The organism is Aeromonas allosaccharophila, from assembly GCF_000819685.1.
GTDB lineage: Bacteria > Pseudomonadota > Gammaproteobacteria > Enterobacterales > Aeromonadaceae > Aeromonas > Aeromonas allosaccharophila.
The window spans coordinates 61,520-86,238 of sequence record NZ_CDBR01000034.1; the positions used below are offsets into that span (position 1 = coordinate 61,520).

At 58.9% G+C, this 24,719-nt stretch carries 22 protein-coding genes and 7 tRNA genes; 17 read left to right on the forward strand and 12 right to left on the reverse strand.

Translation table 11 applies throughout. The features are described from left to right. Positions 1 to 4: 4 nt before the first annotated feature. Positions 5 to 2,473 carry an LPS assembly protein LptD gene (gene lptD / locus BN1115_RS07275; RefSeq protein ID WP_042656661.1) on the reverse strand — a complete coding sequence of 823 codons (2,469 nt, stop codon included), beginning with the start codon at positions 2,471 to 2,473 and terminating at the stop codon, positions 5 to 7. A gap of 174 nt (positions 2,474 to 2,647) precedes the next feature. Here lptD and BN1115_RS07280 point away from each other — a divergent pair, with 174 nt between their 5' ends. From BN1115_RS07280 to djlA, 3 genes are read left to right on the forward strand one after another with little or no spacing between them, the layout of a single operon-like run. Further along, complete coding sequence (locus tag BN1115_RS07280) at positions 2,648 to 3,658, forward strand: aminoglycoside phosphotransferase family protein (RefSeq protein WP_042656662.1); 1,011 nt, start codon at positions 2,648 to 2,650, stop codon at positions 3,656 to 3,658. Further along, positions 3,655 to 4,323: an N-acetylmuramate alpha-1-phosphate uridylyltransferase MurU gene (murU, locus tag BN1115_RS07285; protein WP_042656663.1), complete on the forward strand. Its 669-nt coding sequence runs from the start codon at positions 3,655 to 3,657 to the stop codon at positions 4,321 to 4,323. The genes BN1115_RS07280 and murU overlap by 4 nt, the downstream gene beginning before the upstream one ends. Positions 4,324 to 4,342: 19 nt before the next feature. Next, complete coding sequence (gene djlA / locus BN1115_RS07290; protein WP_005339010.1) at positions 4,343 to 5,176, forward strand: co-chaperone DjlA; 834 nt, start codon at positions 4,343 to 4,345, stop codon at positions 5,174 to 5,176. 88 nt (positions 5,177 to 5,264) lie between these two features. On the opposite strand, the gene BN1115_RS07295 is transcribed toward djlA, so the two are convergent. Continuing rightward, on the reverse strand, positions 5,265 to 6,716 hold the full coding sequence (locus BN1115_RS07295; protein ID WP_042656664.1) for an aminoacyl-histidine dipeptidase: 1,452 nt from the start codon (positions 6,714 to 6,716) through the stop codon (positions 5,265 to 5,267). A gap of 948 nt (positions 6,717 to 7,664) precedes the next feature. On the opposite strand from BN1115_RS07295, the gene gpt reads away from it, so the two are divergent. The 5 genes from gpt to BN1115_RS07320 all read left to right on the forward strand — a co-directional run bounded on the left by gpt (position 7,665) and on the right by BN1115_RS07320 (position 12,686). After that, positions 7,665 to 8,132 (forward strand): xanthine phosphoribosyltransferase, encoded by a 468-nt coding sequence (gpt, locus tag BN1115_RS07300; RefSeq protein WP_042656665.1) that lies wholly within the window; start codon positions 7,665 to 7,667, stop codon positions 8,130 to 8,132. 172 nt (positions 8,133 to 8,304) lie between these two features. Further along, complete coding sequence (frsA, locus tag BN1115_RS07305) at positions 8,305 to 9,573, forward strand: esterase FrsA (protein ID WP_042656666.1); 1,269 nt, start codon at positions 8,305 to 8,307, stop codon at positions 9,571 to 9,573. 62 nt (positions 9,574 to 9,635) lie between these two features. Further along, the gene (gene crl, locus BN1115_RS07310) at positions 9,636 to 10,028 is read left to right on the forward strand and encodes a sigma factor-binding protein Crl (protein ID WP_042059969.1); all 393 of its coding nucleotides are present in this window, start codon (positions 9,636 to 9,638) and stop codon (positions 10,026 to 10,028) included. A gap of 182 nt (positions 10,029 to 10,210) precedes the next feature. Continuing rightward, positions 10,211 to 11,314: a glutamate 5-kinase gene (gene proB, locus BN1115_RS07315; RefSeq protein ID WP_042656667.1), complete on the forward strand. Its 1,104-nt coding sequence runs from the start codon at positions 10,211 to 10,213 to the stop codon at positions 11,312 to 11,314. Between the two features lie 118 nt (positions 11,315 to 11,432). Beyond that, positions 11,433 to 12,686: a glutamate-5-semialdehyde dehydrogenase gene (locus BN1115_RS07320; protein WP_042656668.1), complete on the forward strand. Its 1,254-nt coding sequence runs from the start codon at positions 11,433 to 11,435 to the stop codon at positions 12,684 to 12,686. Positions 12,687 to 12,771: 85 nt separating this feature from the next. Here the strand turns inward: BN1115_RS07320 and BN1115_RS07325 are convergent, their stop codons facing one another. The 5 genes from BN1115_RS07325 to rsgA are packed head-to-tail and all read right to left on the reverse strand — an operon-like array spanning position 12,772 to position 15,606. Further along, positions 12,772 to 13,161 carry a hypothetical protein gene (locus tag BN1115_RS07325; RefSeq protein WP_042656669.1) on the reverse strand — a complete coding sequence of 130 codons (390 nt, stop codon included), beginning with the start codon at positions 13,159 to 13,161 and terminating at the stop codon, positions 12,772 to 12,774. 2 nt (positions 13,162 to 13,163) lie between these two features. Beyond that, on the reverse strand, positions 13,164 to 13,415 hold the full coding sequence (locus tag BN1115_RS07330; RefSeq protein ID WP_005338984.1) for a DUF2960 domain-containing protein: 252 nt from the start codon (positions 13,413 to 13,415) through the stop codon (positions 13,164 to 13,166). Further along, positions 13,405 to 13,674, reverse strand: coding sequence for a VF530 family protein (locus BN1115_RS07335; RefSeq protein WP_005338981.1), 270 nt, complete (start codon positions 13,672 to 13,674; stop codon positions 13,405 to 13,407). Before BN1115_RS07335 ends, BN1115_RS07330 begins: the two co-directional genes overlap by 11 nt. Further along, positions 13,671 to 14,543: an archaetidylserine decarboxylase gene (gene asd, locus BN1115_RS07340; protein WP_042656670.1), complete on the reverse strand. Its 873-nt coding sequence runs from the start codon at positions 14,541 to 14,543 to the stop codon at positions 13,671 to 13,673. Before asd ends, BN1115_RS07335 begins: the two co-directional genes overlap by 4 nt. A gap of 28 nt (positions 14,544 to 14,571) precedes the next feature. Then, positions 14,572 to 15,606 (reverse strand): small ribosomal subunit biogenesis GTPase RsgA, encoded by a 1,035-nt coding sequence (rsgA, locus tag BN1115_RS07345; RefSeq protein WP_042656671.1) that lies wholly within the window; start codon positions 15,604 to 15,606, stop codon positions 14,572 to 14,574. 91 nt (positions 15,607 to 15,697) lie between these two features. Between rsgA and orn the strand changes: the two genes are divergently transcribed. The 8 genes from orn (at position 15,698) to BN1115_RS07385 (ending at position 17,131) form a co-directional block, all read left to right on the forward strand. Beyond that, the gene (gene orn, locus BN1115_RS07350) at positions 15,698 to 16,243 is read left to right on the forward strand and encodes an oligoribonuclease (RefSeq protein WP_042656672.1); all 546 of its coding nucleotides are present in this window, start codon (positions 15,698 to 15,700) and stop codon (positions 16,241 to 16,243) included. 178 nt (positions 16,244 to 16,421) lie between these two features. Further along, positions 16,422 to 16,497, forward strand: a tRNA-Gly gene (locus BN1115_RS07355). 36 nt (positions 16,498 to 16,533) lie between these two features. After that, a tRNA-Gly gene (locus BN1115_RS07360) sits at positions 16,534 to 16,609 on the forward strand. A 31-nt stretch (positions 16,610 to 16,640) separates the two neighbouring features. After that, positions 16,641 to 16,716, forward strand: a tRNA-Gly gene (locus tag BN1115_RS07365). 25 nt (positions 16,717 to 16,741) lie between these two features. Beyond that, a tRNA-Gly gene (locus BN1115_RS07370) sits at positions 16,742 to 16,817 on the forward strand. A 24-nt stretch (positions 16,818 to 16,841) separates the two neighbouring features. Further along, a tRNA-Gly gene (locus tag BN1115_RS07375) sits at positions 16,842 to 16,917 on the forward strand. A 38-nt stretch (positions 16,918 to 16,955) separates the two neighbouring features. After that, a tRNA-Gly gene (locus BN1115_RS07380) sits at positions 16,956 to 17,031 on the forward strand. Positions 17,032 to 17,055: 24 nt separating this feature from the next. After that, positions 17,056 to 17,131 (forward strand) — tRNA-Gly (locus BN1115_RS07385). Positions 17,132 to 17,488: 357 nt separating this feature from the next. On the opposite strand, the gene BN1115_RS07390 is transcribed toward BN1115_RS07385, so the two are convergent. From BN1115_RS07390 to BN1115_RS07400, 3 genes are all read right to left on the reverse strand, one after another. Further along, entirely contained in the window at positions 17,489 to 17,698 is a 210-nt protein-coding gene (locus tag BN1115_RS07390) for a cold-shock protein (RefSeq protein WP_042010507.1), read from the reverse strand. Positions 17,699 to 17,971: 273 nt separating this feature from the next. Next, positions 17,972 to 18,640 carry a LysM-like peptidoglycan-binding domain-containing protein gene (locus BN1115_RS07395; protein WP_042656673.1) on the reverse strand — a complete coding sequence of 223 codons (669 nt, stop codon included), beginning with the start codon at positions 18,638 to 18,640 and terminating at the stop codon, positions 17,972 to 17,974. 99 nt (positions 18,641 to 18,739) lie between these two features. Next, entirely contained in the window at positions 18,740 to 20,842 is a 2,103-nt protein-coding gene (locus tag BN1115_RS07400; protein WP_042656674.1) for a methyl-accepting chemotaxis protein, read from the reverse strand. Between the two features lie 274 nt (positions 20,843 to 21,116). On the opposite strand from BN1115_RS07400, the gene gltX reads away from it, so the two are divergent. Then, positions 21,117 to 22,532, forward strand: a complete 1,416-nt coding sequence (gene gltX / locus BN1115_RS07405; RefSeq protein WP_042656675.1) for a glutamate--tRNA ligase — start codon at positions 21,117 to 21,119, stop codon at positions 22,530 to 22,532. A 172-nt stretch (positions 22,533 to 22,704) separates the two neighbouring features. Here gltX and BN1115_RS07410 read toward each other — a convergent pair whose 3' ends face one another. Continuing rightward, complete coding sequence (locus BN1115_RS07410) at positions 22,705 to 24,048, reverse strand: NCS2 family permease (RefSeq protein WP_042656676.1); 1,344 nt, start codon at positions 24,046 to 24,048, stop codon at positions 22,705 to 22,707. A gap of 263 nt (positions 24,049 to 24,311) precedes the next feature. Next, positions 24,312 to 24,641 (reverse strand): hypothetical protein, encoded by a 330-nt coding sequence (locus BN1115_RS07415; protein WP_042656677.1) that lies wholly within the window; start codon positions 24,639 to 24,641, stop codon positions 24,312 to 24,314. Between the last annotated feature and the right edge of the window lie 78 nt (positions 24,642 to 24,719).

Consider the following 24,719-nt stretch of genomic DNA (forward strand, 5'->3'; position numbering starts at 1 on the left):
AGCATCATTGCTGGCCTTTCAGATTAAACGGGCGAACATAGGGCAACAGCTCGGTATCCAGTGTGACGCTGCGGCCACCGGTACCCACGCTGCCAAGTCCCTTCATTTCAAACTGCAGACCAATGACTTTTTCCGAAGTGGGGGTCAGGGTGACGTTGTCCGGCTGATTGTGCCACTCCAGGCTCATGTTGATGCTCCAGCAGCAGGAGTCGTATTTGACACCGATCTTGCGGTCAATGTTCACATCCTGCTTGATATCGCGGTAGTAACCGCCATACATCTGCCACTGATCGGCGATCGGTGCCATCACCACCAGCCCCGCTTGGCTCAGATCTTCCGCCAGCGCCATATTGGTCGGATTGCGGTAGTCCAGGTTGCCATCCTTGATGTAGCGGTAGTTGACCTGGGTGGTCAGCTTGCCGGTCCGGTATTCGACTGCACCGTTGCCTGCGGTAAATTCACCTTCCGAGGTGTCGTACTGGGTGCCGGCATGGGCGAACCACTCATCGGTGATCCGGGCATCCCCCTCGAACGACAGCAGGGAGCGGGCGTTGGTGCTTTCCGGATTTGAAGGGTAGAGGCGCACCTTGGGTGGCGTCATCTCGAAGGCCTGGGCCACAGCCAGACGCAACCGCTCATCACCCGCATTGTCATAGACCCGGCTGGTCAGGCCAACGGTGATCCGGTTGGCATCACTGATGCGGTCGAGACCGGCAAAGCGGCGATCGCTGAACAGGCTGTAGTAGTCTTGGCGGGTGGTGGTTGTGTCGTAGATCCCGATCTCGTCCTGATTTTTGTAAGGGATATAGAGATACTGGAATTCGGGCTCCAAAGTCTGGGTGCCCTTGCCATCATACCAGTCGAGCGGACGATCGAAGTTGACGCCCCCCTTGAGGCGGAAGGACGGTAGAGTTCGGGTAATGGTGCCGTCCTTCAGTGCTGATTCGTTCCCTTGCATATACAACAGAGCATTGCGATTTAACGCAGTGTTACCGCTTCGGTTGGGCTGTTTATAAGTATCAGGTACCTCCTGGTTATAAGAGGTAAACATCAGTTTATACTGACTGGTCAGGTAGTAACCCGGTGCATCCACCAGCGGCACTGTCAGGGTGGGGGCCAAATGCAGGCGGGTGGCGGTATAGCGTTCACCGGCCTGCTGGGTAGTGGCACTGCTGCTGTCATAGCCAAACTTGGTCAGCTCGCTGTTCCAGGCCAGATCGAACCACTTGCCCTGCTGGTAGTAGTTGTAGTCGATACGCGGCAGCATCTCGTGAGGCAGCAGCGCATAGGGACTCAGGATCTGGTAGCGGCGCACCTCGGAGGTGAGGTTCCAGTTGTGCTGGTAGTAACCGGCGGTAAAGGATTGCTGCAACTGGCTGTCGACCTGGGTGCCCACTTGCGGGCTGAAGTCGTTGAAGTAGTTGTAATCCTTGTCCCGCACCTGGGTGTAGTCGATGCCAAAACGCAGTGAACCATCCATCAGGGTTGAGCCGTGACGGATGTTCATCAGGTAGCGATGACCATCGGACAGGCCCGCCAGACTCTCATTGCTCGGGCTGTACTGCTTGTCATCCGCCAGATTTTCAAAGTAGAGAATACCGGCGTGGGCGGGGTCCGGCATATAGCGGAACTCCACCTGCTCCATCAGGCCGCGCTTGTCCATAAAACGGGAGGTGATGGTGGCATCGTAGTTGGGGGCAATGTTCCAGTAGAAGGGCTGGGTGATATCCATGCCGTTGCTGGAGCTTTGCTTGTAACCCGGGTAGAGCAAACCGGTCTTCCGCTCATCCTTGATGGGGAAGTTGATATAGGGGAAGTAGAACACCGGGTAGTCATAGAGCCAGAGGCTGGCGTTCCAGGCTTCGCCGAACACCTCTTTCTGGTCGATGTCGATGCTGCCCGCCTTGAGGGTCCACACTTCCTGACCGGGGGGGCAGGTGGTGTACTGGGCCCCCTCCATGGTGATGTTCTGGTTGTTGTTGGTCATCACCACGCGCTTGGCAAAGCCGCGCACCGGTGAACCATGCACCTGATATTTGCCCTCTTCCAGTTCGGAGTTCTTGGTATCCAGGTTGGATTTGAGGGTCTTGTCGCTGGTGACGGTCACCTGACCGTCGTTGTAATAGATGTTGCCGATGGCGATGACATCCCGGCTCTTCTGGTCGAGCTGGGCATAGTCGGAGTCAAACTTGCGAACACCCTGACGAACCTTGACGTCGCCTTCATAGACGGCGGTGCCGCCCTGTTTGGCTTCGAGACGGTCGGCATCAACCTCGACCGGCTGTGCGTTGGCCTCCTGATCCGATGCAGGCTTCTCTATCTTGGGAACATAGTCATAGCAGAGACTATCGAGAATGCCGGTGGCTGACGGCGTTTCGAACGGGGCTGCCTGCACCACCATTGGGGCGAGTGCGGGGGCCAGGCTGATAGTCAGGGCGATGGGATAGCGGTACCCCAGTGTCCATTTGGTCATGTGAAAGACTCGTGCAATCCGTGATAGATACGGTTGATCCAAGGCATGCATTTTACGACAGGTTTCATCGAGTTGACATTGCATGTCATTGCTTTATGTTAGCCGGCAATGATAAAGCATTATTGCGGCCAGGGCTAACAGCCAAGTGCTGCTTCCACCTTGGTCTTCTTAATTATGCACGATCGCGATTCCCTGCTATTGCAGTGGGCACGCCGTATTTCCGGTGATGCCACTCTCACGCTTACCCTCATTTCCGGTGATGCCAGTTTCCGCCGCTACTACCGTGGCGGTGGTCTGGTGTGGGTGGATGCCAATCCGAAAACAGAAAAAAATCATGAGTTTGTTCGTAACGCGGCCGCCTTGCAGGCGCGTCAGTTGCTGGCGCCAGAGGTCAAGGCGGTGGACTACGAACAGGGACTGCTGGCGGTCAGTGACCTGGGCGATACCCAGCTGATCAGCTGCCTGAACGAGCACAACGTGCTGGCCTGGTATGGCAAAGCCATTGATCTGCTGCCCCGACTGGGGGCGGTCGAACTTGCGCTTGAGCCCTTCGATACGGCTTTTATGGCGCGGGAGAACAGCATTTTCCCCGAGTGGCTGCTTGGTCATCATCTGCAACTGACCCTGAGCTATGAAGAACAGCAGTTGCTGGACGAGACCTTTGCCTGCCTCAACGCCTGTAATCTGGCCCAGCCGCAAGGGGTGATGCACCGGGATTTTCACAGTCGCAACCTGATGGTGTGTGGCGGTGATACCCCCGAGAGCAGCACCCTTGCCATCATCGATTTTCAGGATATGGTCATCGGGCCGCTTACTTATGATCTGGTTTCCCTGCTGAAAGATTGCTACGTGCGCTGGCCGGACGAGGTGATCGATGAAGGGATGCGCCACGGCTTTGCCACCCTGCAACAGGCGGGGCTGCTTGGCGAACTCGATTATGCCAGTTTCCGTCGTGGTGCCGACCTGACCGGCATGCAGCGCCACCTGAAAGCGGCGGGGATCTTCACCCGGCTCTATCATCGCGACGGCAAGTCCGGTTATCTCAAGGATATTCCCCGTACCCTCGGCTACGTGGTGGATGTCTGCCGCATTCACGGTAGCGCCTATCCGGTACTGGCCCGTTTTGGTCAGTGGCTGGAGCAGGTGGTGTTGCCCGGGATGGCCAAGGTTGGAGTGAAACCATGAAGGCGATGATCCTGGCCGCTGGCCGTGGCGAGCGGATGCGCCCGCTGACCGACCTGTTGCCCAAGCCGCTGCTGGCGGTGGGGGGCAAGCCGCTCATCGTCCACCATATCGAAAAGTTGAAGTCTGCTGGCGTGACCGAGCTGGTGATTAACCACGCCTGGCTCGGCCACAAGCTGGTCGAAGTGCTCGGTGATGGCAGTGCGCTTGGGGTGACCATCCACTGGTCGGCCGAGGAGAGTGCGCTGGAGACCGCGGGCGGCATCGTGCAGGCGCTGCCACTGCTGGGTGCAGACCCTTTTCTGGTGATCAACGGCGATACCTGGCTCGATCTCGATTATCACACCCTGGTCAGCCAGCCCCTTGGCGATGATCTGGCCCACCTCTGGCTGGTGCCCAACCCGCCCCAGCATCCGAGCGGGGACTTTGCCCTGCAAGGGGGGCGAGTCATAGATACGCCAGCGTTTACCTTTAGCGGGGTCGGACTATATGATCCGGCGGCCTTTGCCGGTCTCGCGGGCGGCGCCCGCAAGCTGGCGCCGCTGCTGCGTGACTGGATGGCGCAAGGGCGGGTGGGCGGCAGCCTGCTCGCTGGCGAGTGGCGCGATATCGGCACGGTCGATCGACTGCGTGAGCTGGATGACCAGCTCCAGGCCCGCACTCATTAACTTCAAGAGGTCTTGAACCATGCGTATTTGGGGTAAGGTGCTGGGCGCCTTCTTCGGTTTTCTGCTCGGCAATATCATCGGTGCCCTGATTGGCCTGTGGATTGGCCACCGTTTTGACCGTGGCATGGGGTTGCAGGGGGCATTTCGTCGCGGCCCGAGTCAGGAACAGCAAGCCGTCTTTTTCCACGCCACCTTCTCGGTGATGGGTCACATCGCCAAGTCCAGCGGTCAGGTGACCGAACAGGAGATCCGGGTTGCCTCCAACCTGATGGATCGGATGCGGCTGGCGGGCGAACAGCGTGCCCGGGCGCAGGAGTCGTTTCGTCTCGGTAAAGAGGCCGATTTTCCGCTGCGTGAGACCCTGGCCGAGTTTCGCCGTGCCAGTCTGGGCCAGCGCGATATCCTGCGCTTCTTCCTCGAGGTGCAGTTGCAGGCGGCCTTTGCCGACGGGCGGGTAGAGGAGGGCGAGCGTGCCATTCTGCACACCATTGCCGACGAGCTGGGGTTCAGCCGCATCGAGCTGGCCCGCATTCTGGCGATGGCCGAGGCGCAGATGAACTTCTTCAATCAGGCCCATGGCCAGTATCAGGGGGGCCATTCCGGTGGCCAGCAGTATCGGCAGGAAGCACCTTCTGCGGATCGTCTCAAAAATGCCTACCAGCTGCTGGGGGTGAGCGAGAGCGACAGCGATCAGGATATCAAGCGTGCCTACCGCAAGGAGATGAGCAAGCATCACCCGGACAAGCTGGCCGCCAAGGGGTTGCCGCCAGAGATGATGGAGATGGCCAAGGAGAAGACCCAGGAGATCCAGCAAGCCTGGGAGTGGATCCGCGAGGCACGCGGCATTCGTTAAGCGCTGCAGCCTGATAGACCTGAACAGCAGACAATAAAAAGCCCCGCAGCAGTGCGGGGCTTTGTTTTGTTGTTTTATCCGGGCTGGCTTACTTGGCCGGAATGGCTTCCAGCACGTGCACCAGCAGTTGCCAGAAACGCTCGACTGCCGGGATGTGCACCTTCTCGTCAGGGGAGTGAGCACCACGGATGGTCGGGCCGAAGGAGACCATATCCCACTCCGGATAAGCGCTCTTGAACAGACCACACTCGAGACCGGCGTGGATCACCATCACGTTGGGCATGGTGCCAAACAGGGTCTGGTAGCTGTTACGTACCAGCGCCATGACGGGGGAGTCCACGTTCGGCGCCCAACCCGGGTAGGCACCGGTGAATTCGCAGCTGGCACCCGCCAGGGTGAACAGGGAGCGGGTCATCTGCTCGATGCTCTCGCGGCCGGAATCGATCAGGGAGCGGATCAGGCACTGGACATACACTTCGCCATCTTGGGTCTTGATGACCCCCAGGTTGGTCGAGGTTTCGGTCACGCCGGGCATGGCATCGCTCATGCGCATCACGCCGTTCGGGCAGGCCAGCAGGGCATCCAGCAGGCGTTGCTGCAGGGAGACGCTCATCAGCTTGGCCGGTTTGGTGGCGCTGTTGACCAGCAGGGTCAGGTTCGGCTCGGTGGCGGCCAGTTCGGTCTGGTAGATACCGGTATAGCGGTCAACCAGCGCCTTGAACTCGTTCACGCTGGCGGCGGGCACCAGCAGGGTGGCGCGGGCTTCGCGCGGGATGGCGTTGCGCAGGGTGCCGCCGTGGATCTCGACCAGACGGATACCCAGCGGCTCGGCTGCTTTGAGCAGACGCACCAGCAGCTTGTTGGCGTTGCCACGACCGCGATGAATGTCGCAACCTGAATGACCGCCACGCAGCCCTTTGACCGCCAGCTCGAACGCTTCGCCTTCGCTGGCATCAACCAGCTCGAGCGGGAAGCGGATATTGGCATCCACACCGCCAGCGCAGCCCATGTAGACCTCGCCATCCTCTTCGGAGTCGGTGTTGAGCAGGATTTCGCCTTCCAGCCAGCCCGCTTCCAGACCGAAAGCGCCGGTCATGCCGGTCTCTTCGTCGGTGGTCAGCAGCACTTCCAGCGGGCCGTGCTTGATGGTCTTGTCAGCCAGCACTGCCAGGCAACCGGCCATGCCGATGCCGTTGTCGGCACCCAGAGTGGTGCCACGGGCAGTGACCCACTCGCCATCCACATAGGCATCGATGGGATCGGTCGCGAAGTCGTGCTGGGTGTCGGCGTTGGCCTGCGGCACCATGTCGATGTGGGCTTGCAGCACCACTGCTTTGCGGTTTTCCATCCCCGGGGTGGCCGGTTTCTTGATGATGATGTTGCCGACCTTGTCCTGCTTGACTGCCAGACCTTCTTCCTGTGCCCACTGGATGATCCAGGCGCTCAGTTTGGCTTCATGCTTGGAAGGGTGGGGAATGGAGCAGATCTGTTCGAAGAAATGCCAAATCAGTTTGGGAGAGAGAGAGCTAAGCTGTGCCACGTCGGGACTCCTTACCAGCACGGAATAAACAGGGCCCCATCAGCGGGCCGGGGAAGAGGGTAACGATAATACAGTCAATCACACAAAAATGTGAGCAATCAGCGCAAATCGCAGGCAGCTTGTGCTGGCCCATGGCAACCAGGCAGTACGATCGTCAGGTTTGGACGACGCTGACCGGTAGAAAAGAAATTATGTGACCGATCTCACAAAAAAGTTGAATTTAACGCGCCGACTGGTAAATTAGCTCCCGTGGTTCGCCACCCGTCAGGATGACGATGAAAGCCTCCAGGGAACCGAAGCAAAGCAAGTGCGCCTCCATGGAACCGAGTGTTCGTTCAAGGATTTGAGCCCGCATTAAAGGTACGTAACTTGTTAAGCAATCAGGAGTTTCAATATGCCAGGCAGCAACTCAACCTATTGGTTTGCCCCGTCTTTGTATACCCAGGGTTTCAGCTACCCTAACCCCTTCGTCACTCGTCGCTAAGACGAGCTGCCTGACAGGGCAGAGGCGAGAAAGCAGCAGGTGCGTGAGGTCAAACCTCCCCCTGCTATTTTTTTATCTGCGATTTGCCGCTACGCCCATTTTGGTGTCATCAGCAGCGGCGACAGGTTGGTCGTTTGGCTCTCTGGATGTGCCAAATGGAGAGGGTGATGCCGATTTTTCCTAAATTTGGCATACGTTTGCCAGGCATTTTCTCTGTAAACGGTGCTATCATATCGGCCCAACAGCCTGTCCGCGGTTTGGACACATCATCGAACCGATCGCCGGATACGCCCATCTTGCTTCCATTGTTATCAGATTTGCTGCCGAGGCTCAGCCCTGAGGCAGCCGAAGTGCAATCTGAATTCAGTCGGGCAAGGGCCGCCATTTGCTGACATCCGCAGGGAAATCTGCGGGTGTCATTATTTTAAGTGATTGTTTTTATATAACTATTTGAGATCGATAACATGCCGAAAAAGTTCTATGTGTCGTGGGACAACCTGCAACGTGAAGCTCGCCGTCTGGCCCGTCGTCAGCTGCCTGTCAGCCAGTGGAAAGGTATCATCGCAGTCAGCCGTGGTGGTCTGGTGCCCGCTGCCCTGATGGCCCGTGAACTTGGCATTCGTAATGTGGAAACCCTCTGCATCTCCAGCTATGACCACGACAACCAGCGCGAGCTGGTGGTTGTGAAGGCCGCCACCACCGCTGGTGACGGCGAAGGCTGGCTGGTGGTGGAAGATCTGGTAGACACCGGCACCACCGCCAAGGCGATCCGCGAGCTCTACCCGAAAGCCAAGTTCATCGCGATCTTTGCCAAGCCGATGGGCGAAGCGCTGCTGGACGATTTCGAAGTGGCGATCCCGCAGGATACCTGGATCGAACAGCCGTGGGATATGGCGCTGGAGTTCGCCACACCGATCTGCGACGAAAAGTAACAGGATCGGAATTTGACGTTCACTGCGTCAATTGGCCGCACGCGGCAAGAATGGTTTCACAGGGCTCCAATTAGGAGCCCTGTTTTTTTGTCTATCAATCTGTTGCGGGGTGGCTGAGTGGCGCTAAAAGTGGTTAAGATGGGCCATTGCCTGATATGAATGAGACACTATCTTGGACTTGAACGACGACCTAAACCTGACCGAACAGCTCTTTACCCGCGTCAAGAAGGTATTGGAAACATCCGAGATCTCCAACTCCAGCCCGGCTGATCTGGCGGAGGCCGCGTCAGACGAGATGTTTATCGACGGCTCCATGTCAAAGAGCTGGTATCGCCTGCTGCGCCGACCCTCCTGGGCCTGGCAGGGGGCTGATCCGATCGAGGTGGAGCAGACCCTGGCCCGCATCGCCATGGCGACGGGTGAGCGCACTCACGACTGCTATCTCGATACCATCAAGGGCTATGTGCCCGGCAACTGGATCTACGAATGGAGCCAGGTGGCTGGCAACTACTTCAAACAGGGCCGCGAGCTGCGCGAGCAGGGGGATGCCTCGGGCGCGCTGAAACAGCTGCTCAAGGCGGTGCGCTACTACTCCATCGCCAGCTATCCCCATCTCAAAGACGACGAACTGGCGGATCAGGCCCAACTGCTTGGCAACATGGCCTATCGCGAGGCTGGCCGCCTGTTCAAGGTGCCGCTCAAAGAGATCCAGGTGCCCTTTCGCGGCAAGAATATTCAGGGTTATCTCCACCTGCCGACCACCGACAAACCGGTGCCGCTGGTGATCATCAGCGGCGGGATCGACTCACTGCAGCTCGATTTCCTCAACTTCTATCTCAAGCGACTCGAACCCCATGGCATCGGCATGCTCTCTCTCGACATGCCGGGCATCGGCTATGCCGAGCATTGGCCGCTGGTGCAGGATACCAGCCGACTCCATCAGGCGGTGCTGCATTACCTCTCCGAGGTGGCCTGGGTCGATCATCAGCGTATCGCCATGGTGGGGATGCGTCTGGCGGGGAATGTCGCCGCCAGATTGGCCTTTATCGAACCGTTCAAGCTGCGTACCGTGGTCTGTGTCGGGGCCGGGGTCAATCAGGTGTTTACCAATCAGGAGCTGTTTGCCAAGTGCCCGCGCATGATGCGGGACAGTCTGGCCAACCGGTTGGGGGCCGATGCGGCGCAGTGGGATGCCATGCGCACCAAGTGCCAGGTATTTTCACTGAAAACGCAAGGATTACTGGGGACTCGCACCTCTGTGCCGATATTGAGTATTGGACACAAGCGAGATTTTATTTGTCCCGAGCAGGATGTTCGGGCATTGGCGGCGGCCAGTCGTAATGGCAAGGCTATCGTCTTCGACAAGCAGCCTTTGCTGGAGGTGTATGACAAGGCGCTGGACGAAATCGTCGAGTGGCTGAAACAGCATTTGTGTACCTGATATTGCGCTAAAAAACTGACGCCATCCCGAGGTGGCGCGGCTTGTTTAACAGGGAGGTTAACATGTCTGAAAAAGTGACCTACAAGCGACTGCTGCGGCAGTTCGCTGCCATTGGCCCCTATTTGCGCGAAGATCTCTGCGAAGAGGGGCGTTATCGTTTCGACTGCCTGTCGGTCTGCGTCAGCGCCAAGCCGGCGCCGGACAAACGGGAGTTCTGGGGCTGGTGGCTGGTGCTGGAGCAGGACGATCACCATTTTCGTTATCACTATCAGCTCGGTTTCTACAATGCTGATGGCGAGTGGCTGGACAAGCCGATCCCCAAGAAGCACCAGGTCGAGGTGGAGCGAACCCTCAACCGTTTCTACAAGCTCATCAGCGACAAACTGACGGCACTGGAGTGCCAGTTGGTGCCTGCCGAGCAGGTCACCAACGAATTGAGCGTCACCGCTGCCTGAGCCCTGATGCCCGGCAAGCCGCGTTACGCTGCTTGCCGGGCCATCAGTCAGTTATTTTCCACTCCGCTCGCAACAATCAAGGCCTTTTCCCCCATCTCCTCACCCCCGACGTTAATTGCCTTGCAGGGCTCCATGGCCGTGGGTATAAAGATATTCCTTACTTTTTTAGCCTTTATGCTCCCATGGAAAACAGAACCATAGTCGTCAAGTTGGGCACCAGCGTGCTCACAGGGGGGTCTTCCCAGCTCAATCGTGCCCATATGGTCGAGCTGGTCAGACAGTGTGCGGCCTTGCACCGTCACGGCCATCGGGTCGTGGTCGTCACCTCGGGGGCTATCGCCGCCGGGCGTGAACATCTGGGCCACCCGCCACTGGCGCCAACCCTGCCCAACAAGCAGATGCTGGCGGCCGTTGGTCAGACCCAGCTTATTCGGGTATGGCAGGATCTGTTCAACCTCTATGGCTTGCATATCGGCCAGATGCTGCTGACCCGTGCCGATCTGGAAGATCGCGAACGCTACCTCAACGCCCGCGACACCCTGCGTACCCTGCTTGATCACCGGATCATTCCGGTGATCAACGAAAACGACGCGGTGGCGACCGCCGAGATCAAGGTGGGCGACAACGACAACCTCTCCGCTCGTGCCGCCATCCTGGCGGATGCGGATCTGCTGATCCTGCTGACCGACCAGAAGGGGCTGTTTACCGCCGATCCGCGCACCAATCCGGATGCCCAGCTGATCGAAGAGGTGCAGACCATCGACGATACCCTGCGCTCGCTGGCGGGTGACAGCGTCAGTGGCCTTGGCACCGGCGGCATGGCTACCAAGCTGCAGGCGGCCGATGTGGCGCGCCGTGCCGGGGTCAACGTGGTGATCGCCACCGGCCAGATGCCGGAGGTGATCGGTCGTCTCGCCAAGGGCGAGCGGATCGGCACCCTGTTCCCGGCGCTGGCTTCCCCGCTGGAGGGGCGCAAGAGCTGGATTTTGGCAGGCCCACCCCCTCACGGCGAAGTGCAGGTGGATCAGGGGGCTGTCGCCGCCATGAAGGATAAAGGTTCCAGCCTGCTGCCCAAGGGGATCGTCGCGGTCAGGGGCGACTTCATCCGGGGCGATGTGGTGCGCATTCTCGATCCCAAGGGGGTTGAGCTGGCGCGCGGCATCTGCCGTTACGACCATCTGGAGCTGGAGAAGCTGCGCGGTGTTCACTCGGATCAGATTGAGCAGGTACTGGGCTATGGATATGGTTCAGTAGCCATCCATCGAGACGATATGGTGCTGCTCTGAGTGGATCGGTGTTAGCAGCCCAGAGCCAACGATGGCTACGGGATCTGTGGGCTATCCACCGAGATAATAGGGTGCTGCTCTAATCAGGGCGGCACAGCATGAATAAAAGGGAACCGAGATGAGTCTGGAGAAAATGGGGCAGGCGGCCCGTGAAGCCGCCTATCAGCTGGCCACCATCAGCACGGCGCAGAAGAATCGGGCGCTGGCCGCCATCGCCGACGAGCTGGAGGCGCGAAGCGAGCAGATCCTCGCGGCCAACGACAAGGATATCGCGGCTGGCCGTGAGGCTGGCTTGTCAGAGGCCATGCTGGATCGCCTGCTGCTCAATCCGGCTCGTCTGGCCGGGATCGTGGCCGATGTGCGCAAGGTGATCACGCTGGATGATCCGGTCGGTGCCGAAATGGATAGCCGGGTGCTGGAGAATGGCTTGCGGCTCTCCCGTCGGCGGGTGCCCATCGGCGTTATCGGCGTCATCTATGAGGCGCGCCCCAACGTCACCATCGACATCGCCAGCCTCTGCCTCAAGACCGGCAATGCCAGCATACTGCGTGGCGGGCGCGAGACCTTCCACTCCAATCTGGAGCTGGTGCAGGTGATCCAGCATGCGCTGGTCGCCTCCGGCTTGCCGCAGGCGGCGGTGCAGTACATCGACAATCCGGATCGGGCGCTGGTCGGCGAGTTGCTGCGCCTCGATCGTTATGTGGACATGATCATTCCCCGCGGTGGTGCCGGGCTGCACAAGATGTGCAAGGAGAACAGCTCCATCCCGGTCATTATCGGCGGGTTTGGCATCAGCCATATCTTTGTCGACGAGAGCGCCGATCTGGATCGCTCCCTGGCGGTTATCGACAACGCCAAGGTGCAGCGCCCCTCCGCCTGCAATGCCCTCGATACCTTGCTGGTACACGAGAAGGTGGCTGCCACCTTCCTGCCGCAGCTGGTGACGCTGATGAACGAGCGCAAGGTGACTATGGTGGCCGCGGCCAACGCCATGGCGCTGCTGGCGGGGGCCGACAACCTGTGCGAGGCGGGGCCGGAGGATTTCGATACCGAGTGGCTCGGGCTGACCCTGGGGGTCAAGCTGGTGGCGGATGTGAACGAAGCGCTGGCCCATATGCGCGAGCACAACGCCGGCCACTCCGATGCCATCCTCACCAACGATCTGGCCAATGCCGAGCGTTTCGTCAATGGCGCCGGTTCGGCGGCGGTCTACGTCAACGCCTCCACCCGCTTCACCGATGGCGGCCAGTTTGGTCTGGGCGCTGAAGTGGCGGTCTCGACCCAGATGCTGCACGCCCGTGGCCCCATGGGGCTGACCGAGCTTACCAGCTACAAGTGGGTAGGGCAGGCCGATTACCTCAGCCGTGCCTGATAACCTGTTGTGTCAGATACAAAAATGCCGACTCTTGGGTCGGCATTTTATTTGGTGGATATCGGGAAGATATCAGGCGATCGGGTTATTCCCCGTGATAGAGCGCCTTGTCACCGGACTTGAGCACATAACCCTTCCAGATAAAGAGGGTGTAGCCGCTGCCCTGCCACGACCAGTTGCCCTCCGCACCTTGACGGGTCAGCAGGTGCTGCTCGCCGCTTGGTAGATGCAGTTCGGCCTGCGTCTGGTCGGTGTTGAACAGCACGAAGGCGCTGCTGGTCTGGCTGGCATCGGTCGGATTGAGCCGGATACCCTGCTCAAACAGGCGCACACATTTGCCAGTCAGTGCTGACCACTGATAGCCCGCACTGCCGATACAGCCGTGACTGTCGCGATCGCTGCCCACCAGATGTTGTTCCTGTGTACTGCATGCCGCCAGCAGCAGAGAAGCGGCCATCAGAGTCAAGGTGCGCATGGTTACTCCTGAAGATCCCGTTCGATGACGATGTTGGAGAATCCCAACTCTTTGAAGTAGTTCTCCTGATAATCCTTCACGCTCTTTTTGTCACGGCGACAAACCTGAGCCAGCTGGGCCTCCATGGCGTGAAAACTGGTGAGATCCAGCCCTTCGGCAGCGGCGATGGCGTCGTAGATGCTGCGGAACTTGTCGTTCGCGTAGCCGATCTCTTTGGCCTGTTTTTTATAGGTGTAGGTAATCTTAAAGGCCATCTTGCCCTTCCTTCTTCGATTTGGCTTGCTTGCGCTGGACGTAGAGGTAGAGGCTTTCGACCTTCTCCCGAGCCCAGGGGGTCTTGCGCAAGAACTTCAGGCTGGACTTGATGCTGGGATTATCGGTGAAGCAGCGGATATTGATCTGCTGCCCCAGCTCTTCCCAGCCGTAGTATTCGACCAGCGCGGTGACGATGGCTTCCAGCGTCAGCCCGTGCAGCGGGTTGTTCTTCTGCGAGGCGTTCGGTTGCTCGCTCATGCCTGCTCCGCCAGCTTGGCAAAGGGCTGACCCATGCGGGTGGTGACGCCATTGGCCAGATGGGGTTCGAAACCGGCCAGCATGCCCGGGCCAAACAGGCAGACCACGGTGCTGCCCAGCTTGAACAGGCCCATCTCGGCGCCTTTCTGCAGGGTAATGGCCTCATCGCCGGTGTAGTCCCAGCGCACCACCTTCTTCTCTTTGGTTGGCGCAATGCTGCCGGCCCAGATGGTTTCGATGCTGGCCACGATAGTGGCACCGACCAGCACCAGCGCCATGGGGCCGTGCGGGGTGCGGAAGGTGGCCACCACCCGCTCGTTGCGGGCAAACAGGTTGGGCACGTTCTCGGCGGTGAGCGGGTTGACGGAGAAGAGATCCCCCGGCACGAACACCATGCTCTCCAGCACGCCGTCCAGCGGCATATGGATGCGGTGGTAATCCTTGGGCGCCAGATAGATGGTGGCGAAGTCGCCATCCTTGAACGGCGCCACCAGATCCTCATAGCCACCCAGCAGCTCGCGGGCGCTGTAGTCGTGGCCCTTGGCCTGAATGATGCGGCCCTGCTGGATCGGACCGAGCTGGCTGACGGTGCCATCCACCGGCAGCGCCAGAGTCATGGCATCGTCAACCACCGGGCGGATACCGGGCTTGAGCTCGCGGGTGAAGAAGGCGTTGAAGCTCTTGTAGTGGGCCGGACTCTCGTGCAGCGCCTCGCCCATGTCGACCTGATACTGCTTGATAAAAGCCTCGATCACTTTGGTCGTGAGGTTGCCCGCTTCGGCTGCGGCAAACTTGCCGATCAGACGGGAGAGGGCGTGCTTGGGCAGACAGTATTGACCGGCAATTTTCAGGTTGTCAGTAATGCTCATGTTCATCATCAACGTAGGTTTATTAGGGTCACAGGCGCGCCTGTTGGCGACCGTGACGGGCTTCCTGCATGGTTTCCAGGATGCGGTGATAGTTGTGGAAGCGATCGGCGCTGATGGCGCCACTGTCGACTGCCGCCCGCAGGGCACAGCCGGGATCGTCCTTGTGGGTGCAGTCGCGGAACTTGCAGCCACCCAGATAGTCACGGAACTCGATAAAGCACCAGGTGATGCGATCGGCTTCCAGATGCCAGAGGGCGAACTCTCGGATCCCCGGGGAGTCGATCAGATCGCCGCCGCTCGGGAAGTGGTAGAGTCGCGCCGTGGTAGTGGTGTGCGTACCGAGTCCCGAGTTTTCGGAGATCTCGCCGGTGAGCACATCCAGCCCCGGCATCAGGGCGTTGGTCAGGGACGATTTGCCTACCCCGGACTGGCCGACGAAGATGCTGATCTTGCCTTCAAACTGGGCCTTGAGCTCATCGAGCCCTTCGCCGCTCTCGCAGCTCACCAGGATCACCTTGTAGCCAAGCTTGCGATAGGGTTCGAGCTGGCGCTCGATGCGCTTGCGCGCCGCGTCATCCAGCATATCGACCTTGTTCAGCACGATGAGCGGCTGGATCTCCACATCCTCGGCGGCCACCAGATAGCGGTCGACGATGTTGGTGGAGAACTCGGGCATCACCGCCGAGACGATGATGATCTGGTCGATATTGGCGGCGATGGGTTTGACCCCGTCGTAGAAGTCCGGCCGGGTCAGTACCGAGTGGCGCGGATGTACCGCCTCGATGACGCCCGCTGTCGCGGCATTGAGGCCAGGACGCCACACCACCTTGTCGCCGCACACCAGACTGCTGATGCTGCTGCGGCGCAGGTTGCTGCGGTGGATGGTGCCATCGACCGCTTCCACGTCTGCGTGTTGACCAAAACGACTGATCACCACCCCTTCGATGGCCGGGCCAAACAGGGTGTCATCCACCACAGTGGTGTGATCTTTTTGCAGCCGCCGTTCGCGGTTGGCCTGGACGCGCCTTTGTTGACCCAGATTGAGTTTTGCTTTCTTTGCCACTCGATTCGCCAGTTTATGAACAGATCCAAAGCCAGTATGATACATGCAAATTGGCAAAATTCCGCCATTCCTCCCAATAGAGAGAGCAATCATGACAGTCAGCGCGCAGAACCTGGTATGGATCGACATGGAGATGACGGGTCTGGACCCCGAACAGAACGTGGTACTGGAGATCGCCACCATCGTCACCGACAAGGATCTGAACGTACTGGCCGAAGGGCCGGTCATCGCCATTCATCAGAGTGATGAAGAGCTTGCCAAGATGGACGACTGGAACGTCAACACCCACACCAAGAGCGGTCTGGTGGCCCGGGTCAAGGCGAGCCAGCACGACGAGGCGAAAGCCATTGCCGAGACCCTCGACTTTATCCGCCAGTGGGTGCCGGAGCGCACCAGCCCGCTGTGTGGCAACAGCATCGGTCAGGATCGCCGCTTCATGGTCAAGCACATGGCCGAACTGGAAGCCTTCTTCCACTACCGCAACGTCGATGTCAGCACCATCAAGGAGCTGGTCCGTCGCTGGCAGCCGGAATTGCTGGATCAGTTCACCAAGAGCGGCACCCATCAGGCACTGGATGACATCCGCGAATCGATCGCCGAACTGCGCTTCTATCGCAGCCACGTCTTCAAGATCTGAGTCACTGGCAAGGAGTTGCCCCGGTTTGGTTGCTAAAATCGACAGTTCGGCCAGCTTTTGAGCGAACGCGCGCAACCAGACAAAAAAGCCCTTGCAATTGGAATGTCTGCTCTTATAATTCGGCTCCCGTACAGTAGCGCAAGCAACCAAATGCTGTACGGCCTGTTTTAAGGTAGTTGCGGGAATAGCTCAGTTGGTAGAGCACGACCTTGCCAAGGTCGGGGTCGCGAGTTCGAGTCTCGTTTCCCGCTCCAATAAGTGATGATGAAACTGGTTCAGTCCAGCCCGATGCGGGAATAGCTCAGTTGGTAGAGCACGACCTTGCCAAGGTCGGGGTCGCGAGTTCGAGTCTCGTTTCCCGCTCCAATCATCATTGCACCTTCGAACACAATTTGTTGCGGGAATAGCTCAGTTGGTAGAGCACGACCTTGCCAAGGTCGGGGTCGCGAGTTCGAGTCTCGTTTCCCGCTCCAATCTATTTGCAAATGACATTCCGTTGCGGGAATAGCTCAGTTGGTAGAGCACGACCTTGCCAAGGTCGGGGTCGCGAGTTCGAGTCTCGTTTCCCGCTCCAATCATTTGCAAATGACAATCTGTTGCGGGAATAGCTCAGTTGGTAGAGCACGACCTTGCCAAGGTCGGGGTCGCGAGTTCGAGTCTCGTTTCCCGCTCCAAACAGTTTCTGGTAGATATATGTAAGTGATATTCCGTTGCGGGAATAGCTCAGTTGGTAGAGCACGACCTTGCCAAGGTCGGGGTCGCGAGTTCGAGTCTCGTTTCCCGCTCCAATCACTTGCAAATGACATTCTGTTGCGGGAATAGCTCAGTTGGTAGAGCACGACCTTGCCAAGGTCGGGGTCGCGAGTTCGAGTCTCGTTTCCCGCTCCAAATCTCTCTCCTCGAAGTACGTCAATCCAATCTCTCAAGACACTCACAGCAACACCTAGTTGGTAGAGCATGATCCGTGCTTGCCAAGGCTGGGGTCGCGAGTTCGAGTCTCGTTTCCCGCTCCAAATATCTCTCCTCGAAGTACACCAATCCATATTCGAAATTGCCCATCACATCGCGCTGCGATGCTTTGTCGTATCTGGCGTTTACTCCGCGCGTTTCAGCCAAACAGGAAGGGCATGCGGGGGCTCACTCTGTGGGCTGAACGAGACAAGCGGTGGTGACCGGAGAGGGTAAATTGCGGGCAAAAAAAGAGGAGGGGCCTTGGCTCCTCCTGCATGATTCACTGGCGCGGGTTTAGACCAGAGTAACGTTCTCAGCCTGGGGGCCTTTTTGGCCCTGGGTCACAGTGAACTGGACTTTTTGACCTTCAGCCAGGGTTTTGAAACCGGTGCTCTGGATGGAGGAGAAGTGAACGAAAACGTCCGGACCCTGAGATTGCTCAATAAAGCCAAAACCCTTGGTTTCGTTGAACCATTTTACTTGGCCGGTGCGAATGTCAGACATGTGCTAAATCCTATCAATAACAAAATGAAACTAAGCCCGTGCTGGGCTGCATTTGCCTTGCAAGCAGGGGTTGGCTCATGACTGACCACGTCTATTTGTCCCAGTAGCACGTAGAACAATCCCTGTCTAAAGCACAAACGATTGTACGTTAGCGCCGATCCTTGTCAATTTGACCCCTTTCGTTTTTTGAACAAGCTAAAAATATTGTGAAGTCAGTAGCTTATTTGAAGAGATTTGACCGAAAAAAACGGGAGGCCAGCGCCTCCCGTGTTGTTATTCCTTGAGGGCGAACCCTTCACCCTGCCGGTCGTAGCGGTAGACCGCCTGACCGTAGGAGCGGATCTCCACCCGCTGGATGCGGCTGGTGTCGTCTACCAGAATAAAGACCGATCGGCCCGATTGCAGACGGGTCAGGGGGCGATCCGGCCCCTCGATGGCGATCAGGCGGCTCAGCTCGGCACCCGGCAACTCGAATTTACGCCAGATGGAGTAGAGGGTCTCACCCGCCTGCACATCGTGTTGCAGCCAGGTGCCGTTGACCTTCTCTTCGACCGGTTTGGTTGCCGCAGGCGCACTGCCTGCCGTGCCGTTACCGACGGTGAGGGCCTGAGCAGGCACGGCCAGCGGCACTTCCAGCGAGCCGGAAGGGGCGGCTTTGGGGGCGGACGGTGCCGGCTCCCAGGCCAACACCAGCAGCCAGAGCGGGACCAGGATCAGCAGACCTATGGTGTTTTTGCGGGGCAGCGGGCTGGACAGCTTGAATTTGCCTGCTTTGGCATCCTGGCGGCGTTGGCCAAGGTTGCTCATCCCTTGGCCAAAACGTTGGCGCAGGGACAGGGTCGCGGCATTGATGCGATGGAGCAGGGATCCTTGTGATTCGTCTTGGCGACGCTGCTGGGCTCGTCTGTTATGGCCTCGTGGGCGACGGTCCGGGGTGGGCACGGCATTTACCTCTCACTACATTGCCTGCCATCAGGCAAATTCGTTGCCTATGGTAAACGGACTCGCCCCCGAGGGGGAGAGTCCGCGAGAGGAAAATTATCAGCTGAGACGAAATTGACCCAATAATTGCTGCAATTTGTCGGCCGCCTGACGCAATGCCTGACTGGCTTTGGCCGTTTCGGTCGCATCCTGAGCAATGTCGTTGGCCAATGCGTTGGTTTTTGACAGGTTGCCGGAGACGGTTTCGGAGACCGAGCTCTGCTCTTCGGCGGCGGAGGCAATCTGATAGGTCATGTCGTTGATGGTGGAGATAGCCTTGTAGATGCTGCCGAGCGCCTCTTCCGCCAGATCCGCTTCGCTCACCGCCTGATGAGTCAGCTGCTGGCTCTGGGTGATGGCGTTGACCGCATTGCTGGAACTCTGGCGGATCTTCTCGATCAACTCCTGGGTGTTCTGCACCGCTTGCTGGGTATTACCCGCCAGTTTGCGCACCTCGTCGGCGACCACCGCAAAGCCACGTCCCTGTTCACCAGCCCGTGCTGCCTCGATGGCTGCGTTGAGGGCGAGCAGGTTGGTCTGATCGGCAATCCCCTGAATGACGGTAAGGATGCTGGTGATCTGGGCGCTGTCGTGAGCCAGCCCTTCGACCACTTCGGCCCCTTTCCCTGCTTCTGCCGCGACTTTGTGCATCGACTGGATCACCTGCTGGAAGCGCTCCTTGCCCTGATCCGCCGCGCCTTGCGCCTGTTTGGCCGAGTCGGCGGTGTTGTTGGCGTGGGTGGCGACCTCCTGACTGACATAGGACATCTCCTGTACCGCGGTCAGCATCTGCTCCATCTCCGCCTGATGATGTTGCAGGTTGGTGTCGGTCTGACCGGCGATGCGATCGGTGTCGCAGGCGTGACGGTTCACCTCGCTGGCGGTTTTCAGCACATCCCCGAGCAGCCCTTGCAGCTTGTCGATAAAGCGGTTGATCCCCTTGGCAAGATCCCCCAGCTCATCCACCGAGCGGGTCGCGAGGCGTTTGGTGAGATCCCCCTCGCCATCGGCGATGTCATCCACCAGGCTGACCATCTGACGGATGGGGCCTGTGATGCTGCGGGCAATCACCAGCATGGTGGCCAGCGCCAGTACCAGCACGATAAAGGCGCCGACCAGTTGCTGGGTCACGGCGGCCCGGTTCATCTCGTTGAGTTGGCTCTCCAGCTGATCGGCCCCAGCTAGCACCACCTTGTAGGGCAGGGTGACGATGATGGCCCAGTTGCGGCTCATCCCCGGCACCATGATGGGGACTGAAATACGGAATGATTCGTCCAGCTCCTGACGCTGTACTTCCGGTTTCAGGTACTGCTGCCACTGATTGCCGAGCAATTTGTCGGCGCGGCTGCCAAGCAGGCTGGCATCACCGCTGGTGCCGGTAATGACGCCAGCGGCGCTGACGATCAGGGTTTCCCCCTGGCCGTCATAAATGTTGCTGTTGAGGCTCTTGGCCTGACGGCTGATGGAGTCCACCGCCAGGTCCAGCGCAGCGATCCCCTTGAACTGACCGCCCACCAGAATGGGGGTAGTGATAGTGCTCACCAGCACCTGCTGGCCGTTGATGTCCACCTTGAAGGGGTCGATCAGGCAAGAGCGACCTTCCCGTTTCGGGCAGGCGTAGTAGTCGTTGGCGGGATTGCCGAATTCGTCCGGGTTGGTTTTTTCGATGGAGAGCAGCAGATCGGTGCCAATTTGCTCCTTGTCGCGATAGAAGTAGGGCACGAAGCGCCCCTTGTCGTCACTGCCCAGCGCCGTCTGGCCAGCGAAGGCGGCATCCTGACCGTCGAAACCGTTGGGCTCGAAGCCGGCGAAGGCGCCATAGAGCTGTGGTTCCAGGTTGAGCTGTGCCTTGAGCAGGTCGGTCGCCTGCTGGCGATCCAGCGGCAGTTTGCCCTGTTGTTGCAGGGCGAGGGCGCTCGCCATCTGCTGGGTATAGGAGAGCCCCTTTTGCAACAGTTGGGTGATGGTGGCCGCTTCGGCGCGGGCGTTGGCGCTGACCTTCTGCCATGCCTCCTGCTGCAGCGCTTCACGGCTGGAGCTGATGGTCAGTTGTTGGGTTTGTTGGCCGGAGTATTGGTTGAGCAGGATCAGGATGACCAGGGCTGCGGTCATGGCGATCCCGGCCATCACTAGAATGCGATTCTGGATAGAACGGAACTGCATCGTCTCTTCCTTGTGCGTGAGAAGTGTGGTGAGCGTTATCTGAGTATCGACCGGAGGAGGCAGCTCTCCAGCATTGTGCATAGCAAATCGGAAACGGGGCTTCTGTTTTGCGATCCTCTTCAAATATCGGGCTACAGATGAAAATGGTGACAGATTTAATCCCCTACTTTAGCCCGCAATGGCGTCATGGTTTTCCCATCCGTGATGGTCGGTGCTAAAATACGACGGTTTTTTCTAACGAATTGGCCCAAGGCCCTCTACACAAGGCTTAAAGATGAAAGTCAAAACCCGTTTTGCTCCCAGCCCGACCGGCTTTTTGCATGTCGGCGGTGCCCGTACCGCACTCTATTCCTGGTTGTTTGCAAAGAACCAGGGCGGTGAGTTCGTGCTGCGTATTGAGGATACCGACCTGGAACGTTCCACTCAGGAGGCGATCGACGCCATCATTGAGGGCATGGAATGGCTGGAGCTGAACTGGGATGAGGGCCCCTACTACCAGACCAAGCGCTTCGATCGCTACAACGGCATCATCGACGAGATGCTGGCCGATGGCCGCGCCTACAAGTGCTACTGCTCCAAGGAGCGTCTGGAAGCGCTACGCGAAGGCCAGATGGCCAACGGCGAGAAGCCCCGTTATGACGGCAAATGCCGCGATCACGCCCACGATCACCCGGCCGATGCGCCGCACGTCATCCGCTTCCGCAACCCGACCGAAGGCTCAGTGGTGTTCGATGACCACGTTCGTGGCCGCATCGAGTTTGCCAACACCGAGCTGGACGATCTGATCATTCGCCGTACCGACGGCGCGCCGACCTACAACTTCTGCGTAGTGGTCGATGACTGGGATATGGAGATCACCCACGTGGTGCGTGGTGAAGACCACATCAACAACACCCCGCGCCAGATCAACATCTACAAGGCGTTGAACGCGCCGGTACCGGAGTTTGCCCACGTCTCCATGATCCTGGGTGACGACGGCGCCAAGCTCTCCAAGCGCCACGGTGCGGTTTCCGTGATGCAGTACCGCGATGACGGCTACCTGCCGGAAGCTCTGCTGAACTATCTGGTGCGTCTGGGTTGGTCCCACGGCGATCAGGAGATCTTCACTCTTGATGAGATGATCAAGCTGTTCAGCCTGGATGCCATCTCCAAGTCCGCTTCAGCCTTCAATACCGACAAGCTGCTGTGGCTGAACAACCACTACATGCGCAGCCTGGATCCGGTCTATGTGGCCAAGCATCTGGCCTGGCACATGGCCGACCAGAAGATCGACACCAGCAAGGGCCCGTCGCTGCCAGAGGTTGTGACCCTGCTGGCCGAGCGCTGCAACACCCTGGTCGAGATGGCCGCCCAGAGCCGCTATCTGTTCGAAGATTTTGAGGCGATCGACGAAGCCGCTGCCAAGAAGCATCTGCGCGGCGTTGCTGCCGAGCCGCTGACACTGGCCAAGGCCAAGCTGGCTGCACTGGATAGCTGGACCACCGAAGCGTTGCACGAGCTGATTGAAGCCACTGCCGCCGAGCTGGGTCAGGGCATGGGCAAGGTCGGCATGCCGCTGCGCGTAGCCGTGACCGGTCTGGGTCAGTCCCCCGGCATCGACGCCGTGATGGCGCTGGTGGGTAAAGAGCGGGTACTGGCTCGTATCGACCGCGCCCTGGCTTACATCGAAGCCCGCATGGCTGCCGAGTAAGCTCTGCCGAGGTGGCAGGTGAGGGGATCACCCTGCTCTGCCACATGCTGAATAGCAAAAATCCGAAACCACTGGTTTCGGATTTTTTTATGGCCAGCGCACAGGTTGATAGCAACGCCGGAATGAAAAAATGCCGGTCAGTTGACTGGCATTTTTTTGGCAGAAGCCGGAGTTAGTGGCTGTCGACCCAGACAAACTTGAGCACGAACAGCAGGGCGACCACCAGCACGCAGGGGTTGATTTCGCGCCAGCGGCCGGTGCCTGCCTTCATCACGCAGTAGGAGATAAAGCCGACAGCGATCCCCTCGGTGATGGAGAAGCTGAACGGCATCATCACTGCGGTCATGAAGGCCGGGACCGCTTCGGTCAGATCTTCCCACTTGACCCGGGTCAGCTCGGAGCACATCAGCACGCCCACATAGATGAGAGCGCCAGCGGCGGCATAGGCCGGTACCATGGCGGCAACCGGGGAGAAGAAGATGGCCAGCAGGAACAGGATACCCGCGATGATGGCGGTCAGACCGGTGCGGCCGCCGACGGCGACGCCGGAGCTGCTCTCGATAAAGGCGGTGACCGAGGAGGTGCCCATGAAAGCGCCGCCGACGGAGCTGACGCTATCGACCATCAGCGCCTGTTTCATGCGCGGGAAGTGGCCGCGATCATCGGCCAGCTTGGCGCGGTTGGTGACGCCAATCAGGGTGCCGGAGGAGTCGAACAGGTTGACCAGCATAAAAGAGAAGATGATCCCGGCGAGACTGATGTCGAGCGAACCCATCAGATCTAGCTGACCGAATACCGGTGCGATGCTGGGGGGCATGGAGACAAAGCCCTTGAAGGTGACATCACCAAACAGCCAGCCGAGGGTGGTGGTGACCACAATGGCGATCAGCACGGCGGAGTGAACGCCACGGGCAGAGAAGATGCAGATCAGGAAGAAACCGAGCAGACCCAGCAGGCAGGGCAGGGAGGTGAGGTTGCCCACGGTCACCATAGTCGCGGGGCTCGCGACCACGATACCGGCGTTGTGCAGGCCGAGCAGGGCGATCAGCAGACCGATACCGGCGGTGATGCCGACTCGCAGGGTGAGCGGGATGTTGCCGATCAACCAGTAGCGCACCCGGAGCAGGGTGAGGATCAACAGACCCATGGCGCCCCAGAAGATGGTGCCCATGCCCACTTGCCAGGAGTAGCCCATACCCGCGACCACCACGAAGGCGAAGAAGGCGTTGAGGCCCATGGCGGGGGCCAGGGCGATCGGCAGGTTGGCCAACAGACCCATCAGGATGCTGCCGATACCGGCGATCAGGCAGGTGGTGACGAACACGGCCTGGGTGTCCATGCCAGCCGCAGAGAGGATCTGCGGGTTGACGAACACGATGTAGACCATGGTCAGGAAGGTGGTGATGCCAGCGATCACTTCGGTGCGGGCGGTAGTGCCATGGCCTTGCAGGGCAAACAGACGCTCAAGCAATCCTTGCCCGGCGGCCTGATTGGCCGCTTGGTGTTGTTGATTCATGTTGGATTCCAATAGGTGACGTGAAATAAGCAGCAGGGGAACGGGCTATCCCATCCATGCGGGGTAAATTGCCCTGTTTCTGGCGGTTAAGTAACCAGACTCGTCCTGATACCGTGACAGCGCGCACATTTTTACACAGGCGGCGCCGTTTACAAACCCTGGATCTGCGAAGCAGATCAATGAATAGAGCAAAAATTCAAACGTTTGCTTTTTGAGCATAAAAAAAGGTTCTCAGCAGAGAACCTTTTATCGGAAAAGGGGGCTTAAAGGGTCTTGAAGTAGCGCTCGACCAGTTGGGCCAGCACGGAGTCGAGCCGGTCTTGAACCTCACCGAGTTCGCGGCCGAAGCGGCGCAGAAAGAGACTGGCCTGCTCTTCGGTCAGCTTGCGCCCCTCGATAAAGAACTCTTGCTCCGGCAGCTGCTTGTCGTAGCGGGGGATCAGCACCCAGCTCACGAGATCAGGGTAGATAGCGGCGAAGATCTTGGCGGCAGCGGCACAGAAGGTCTCTATGTGCGCCTTGCCATCCGGTCCGAGGCAACCCGGTTCAACCCGGATCTGGATGGTGAGTTTTTTCTCTATGGGGGTCGTCATCGTGCTACATCCATGCAAAGGCATCTGTCTTGGATTGTAAGCTAAAAGGAAATAGAAAGGGGAGCCGAAGCTCCCCTC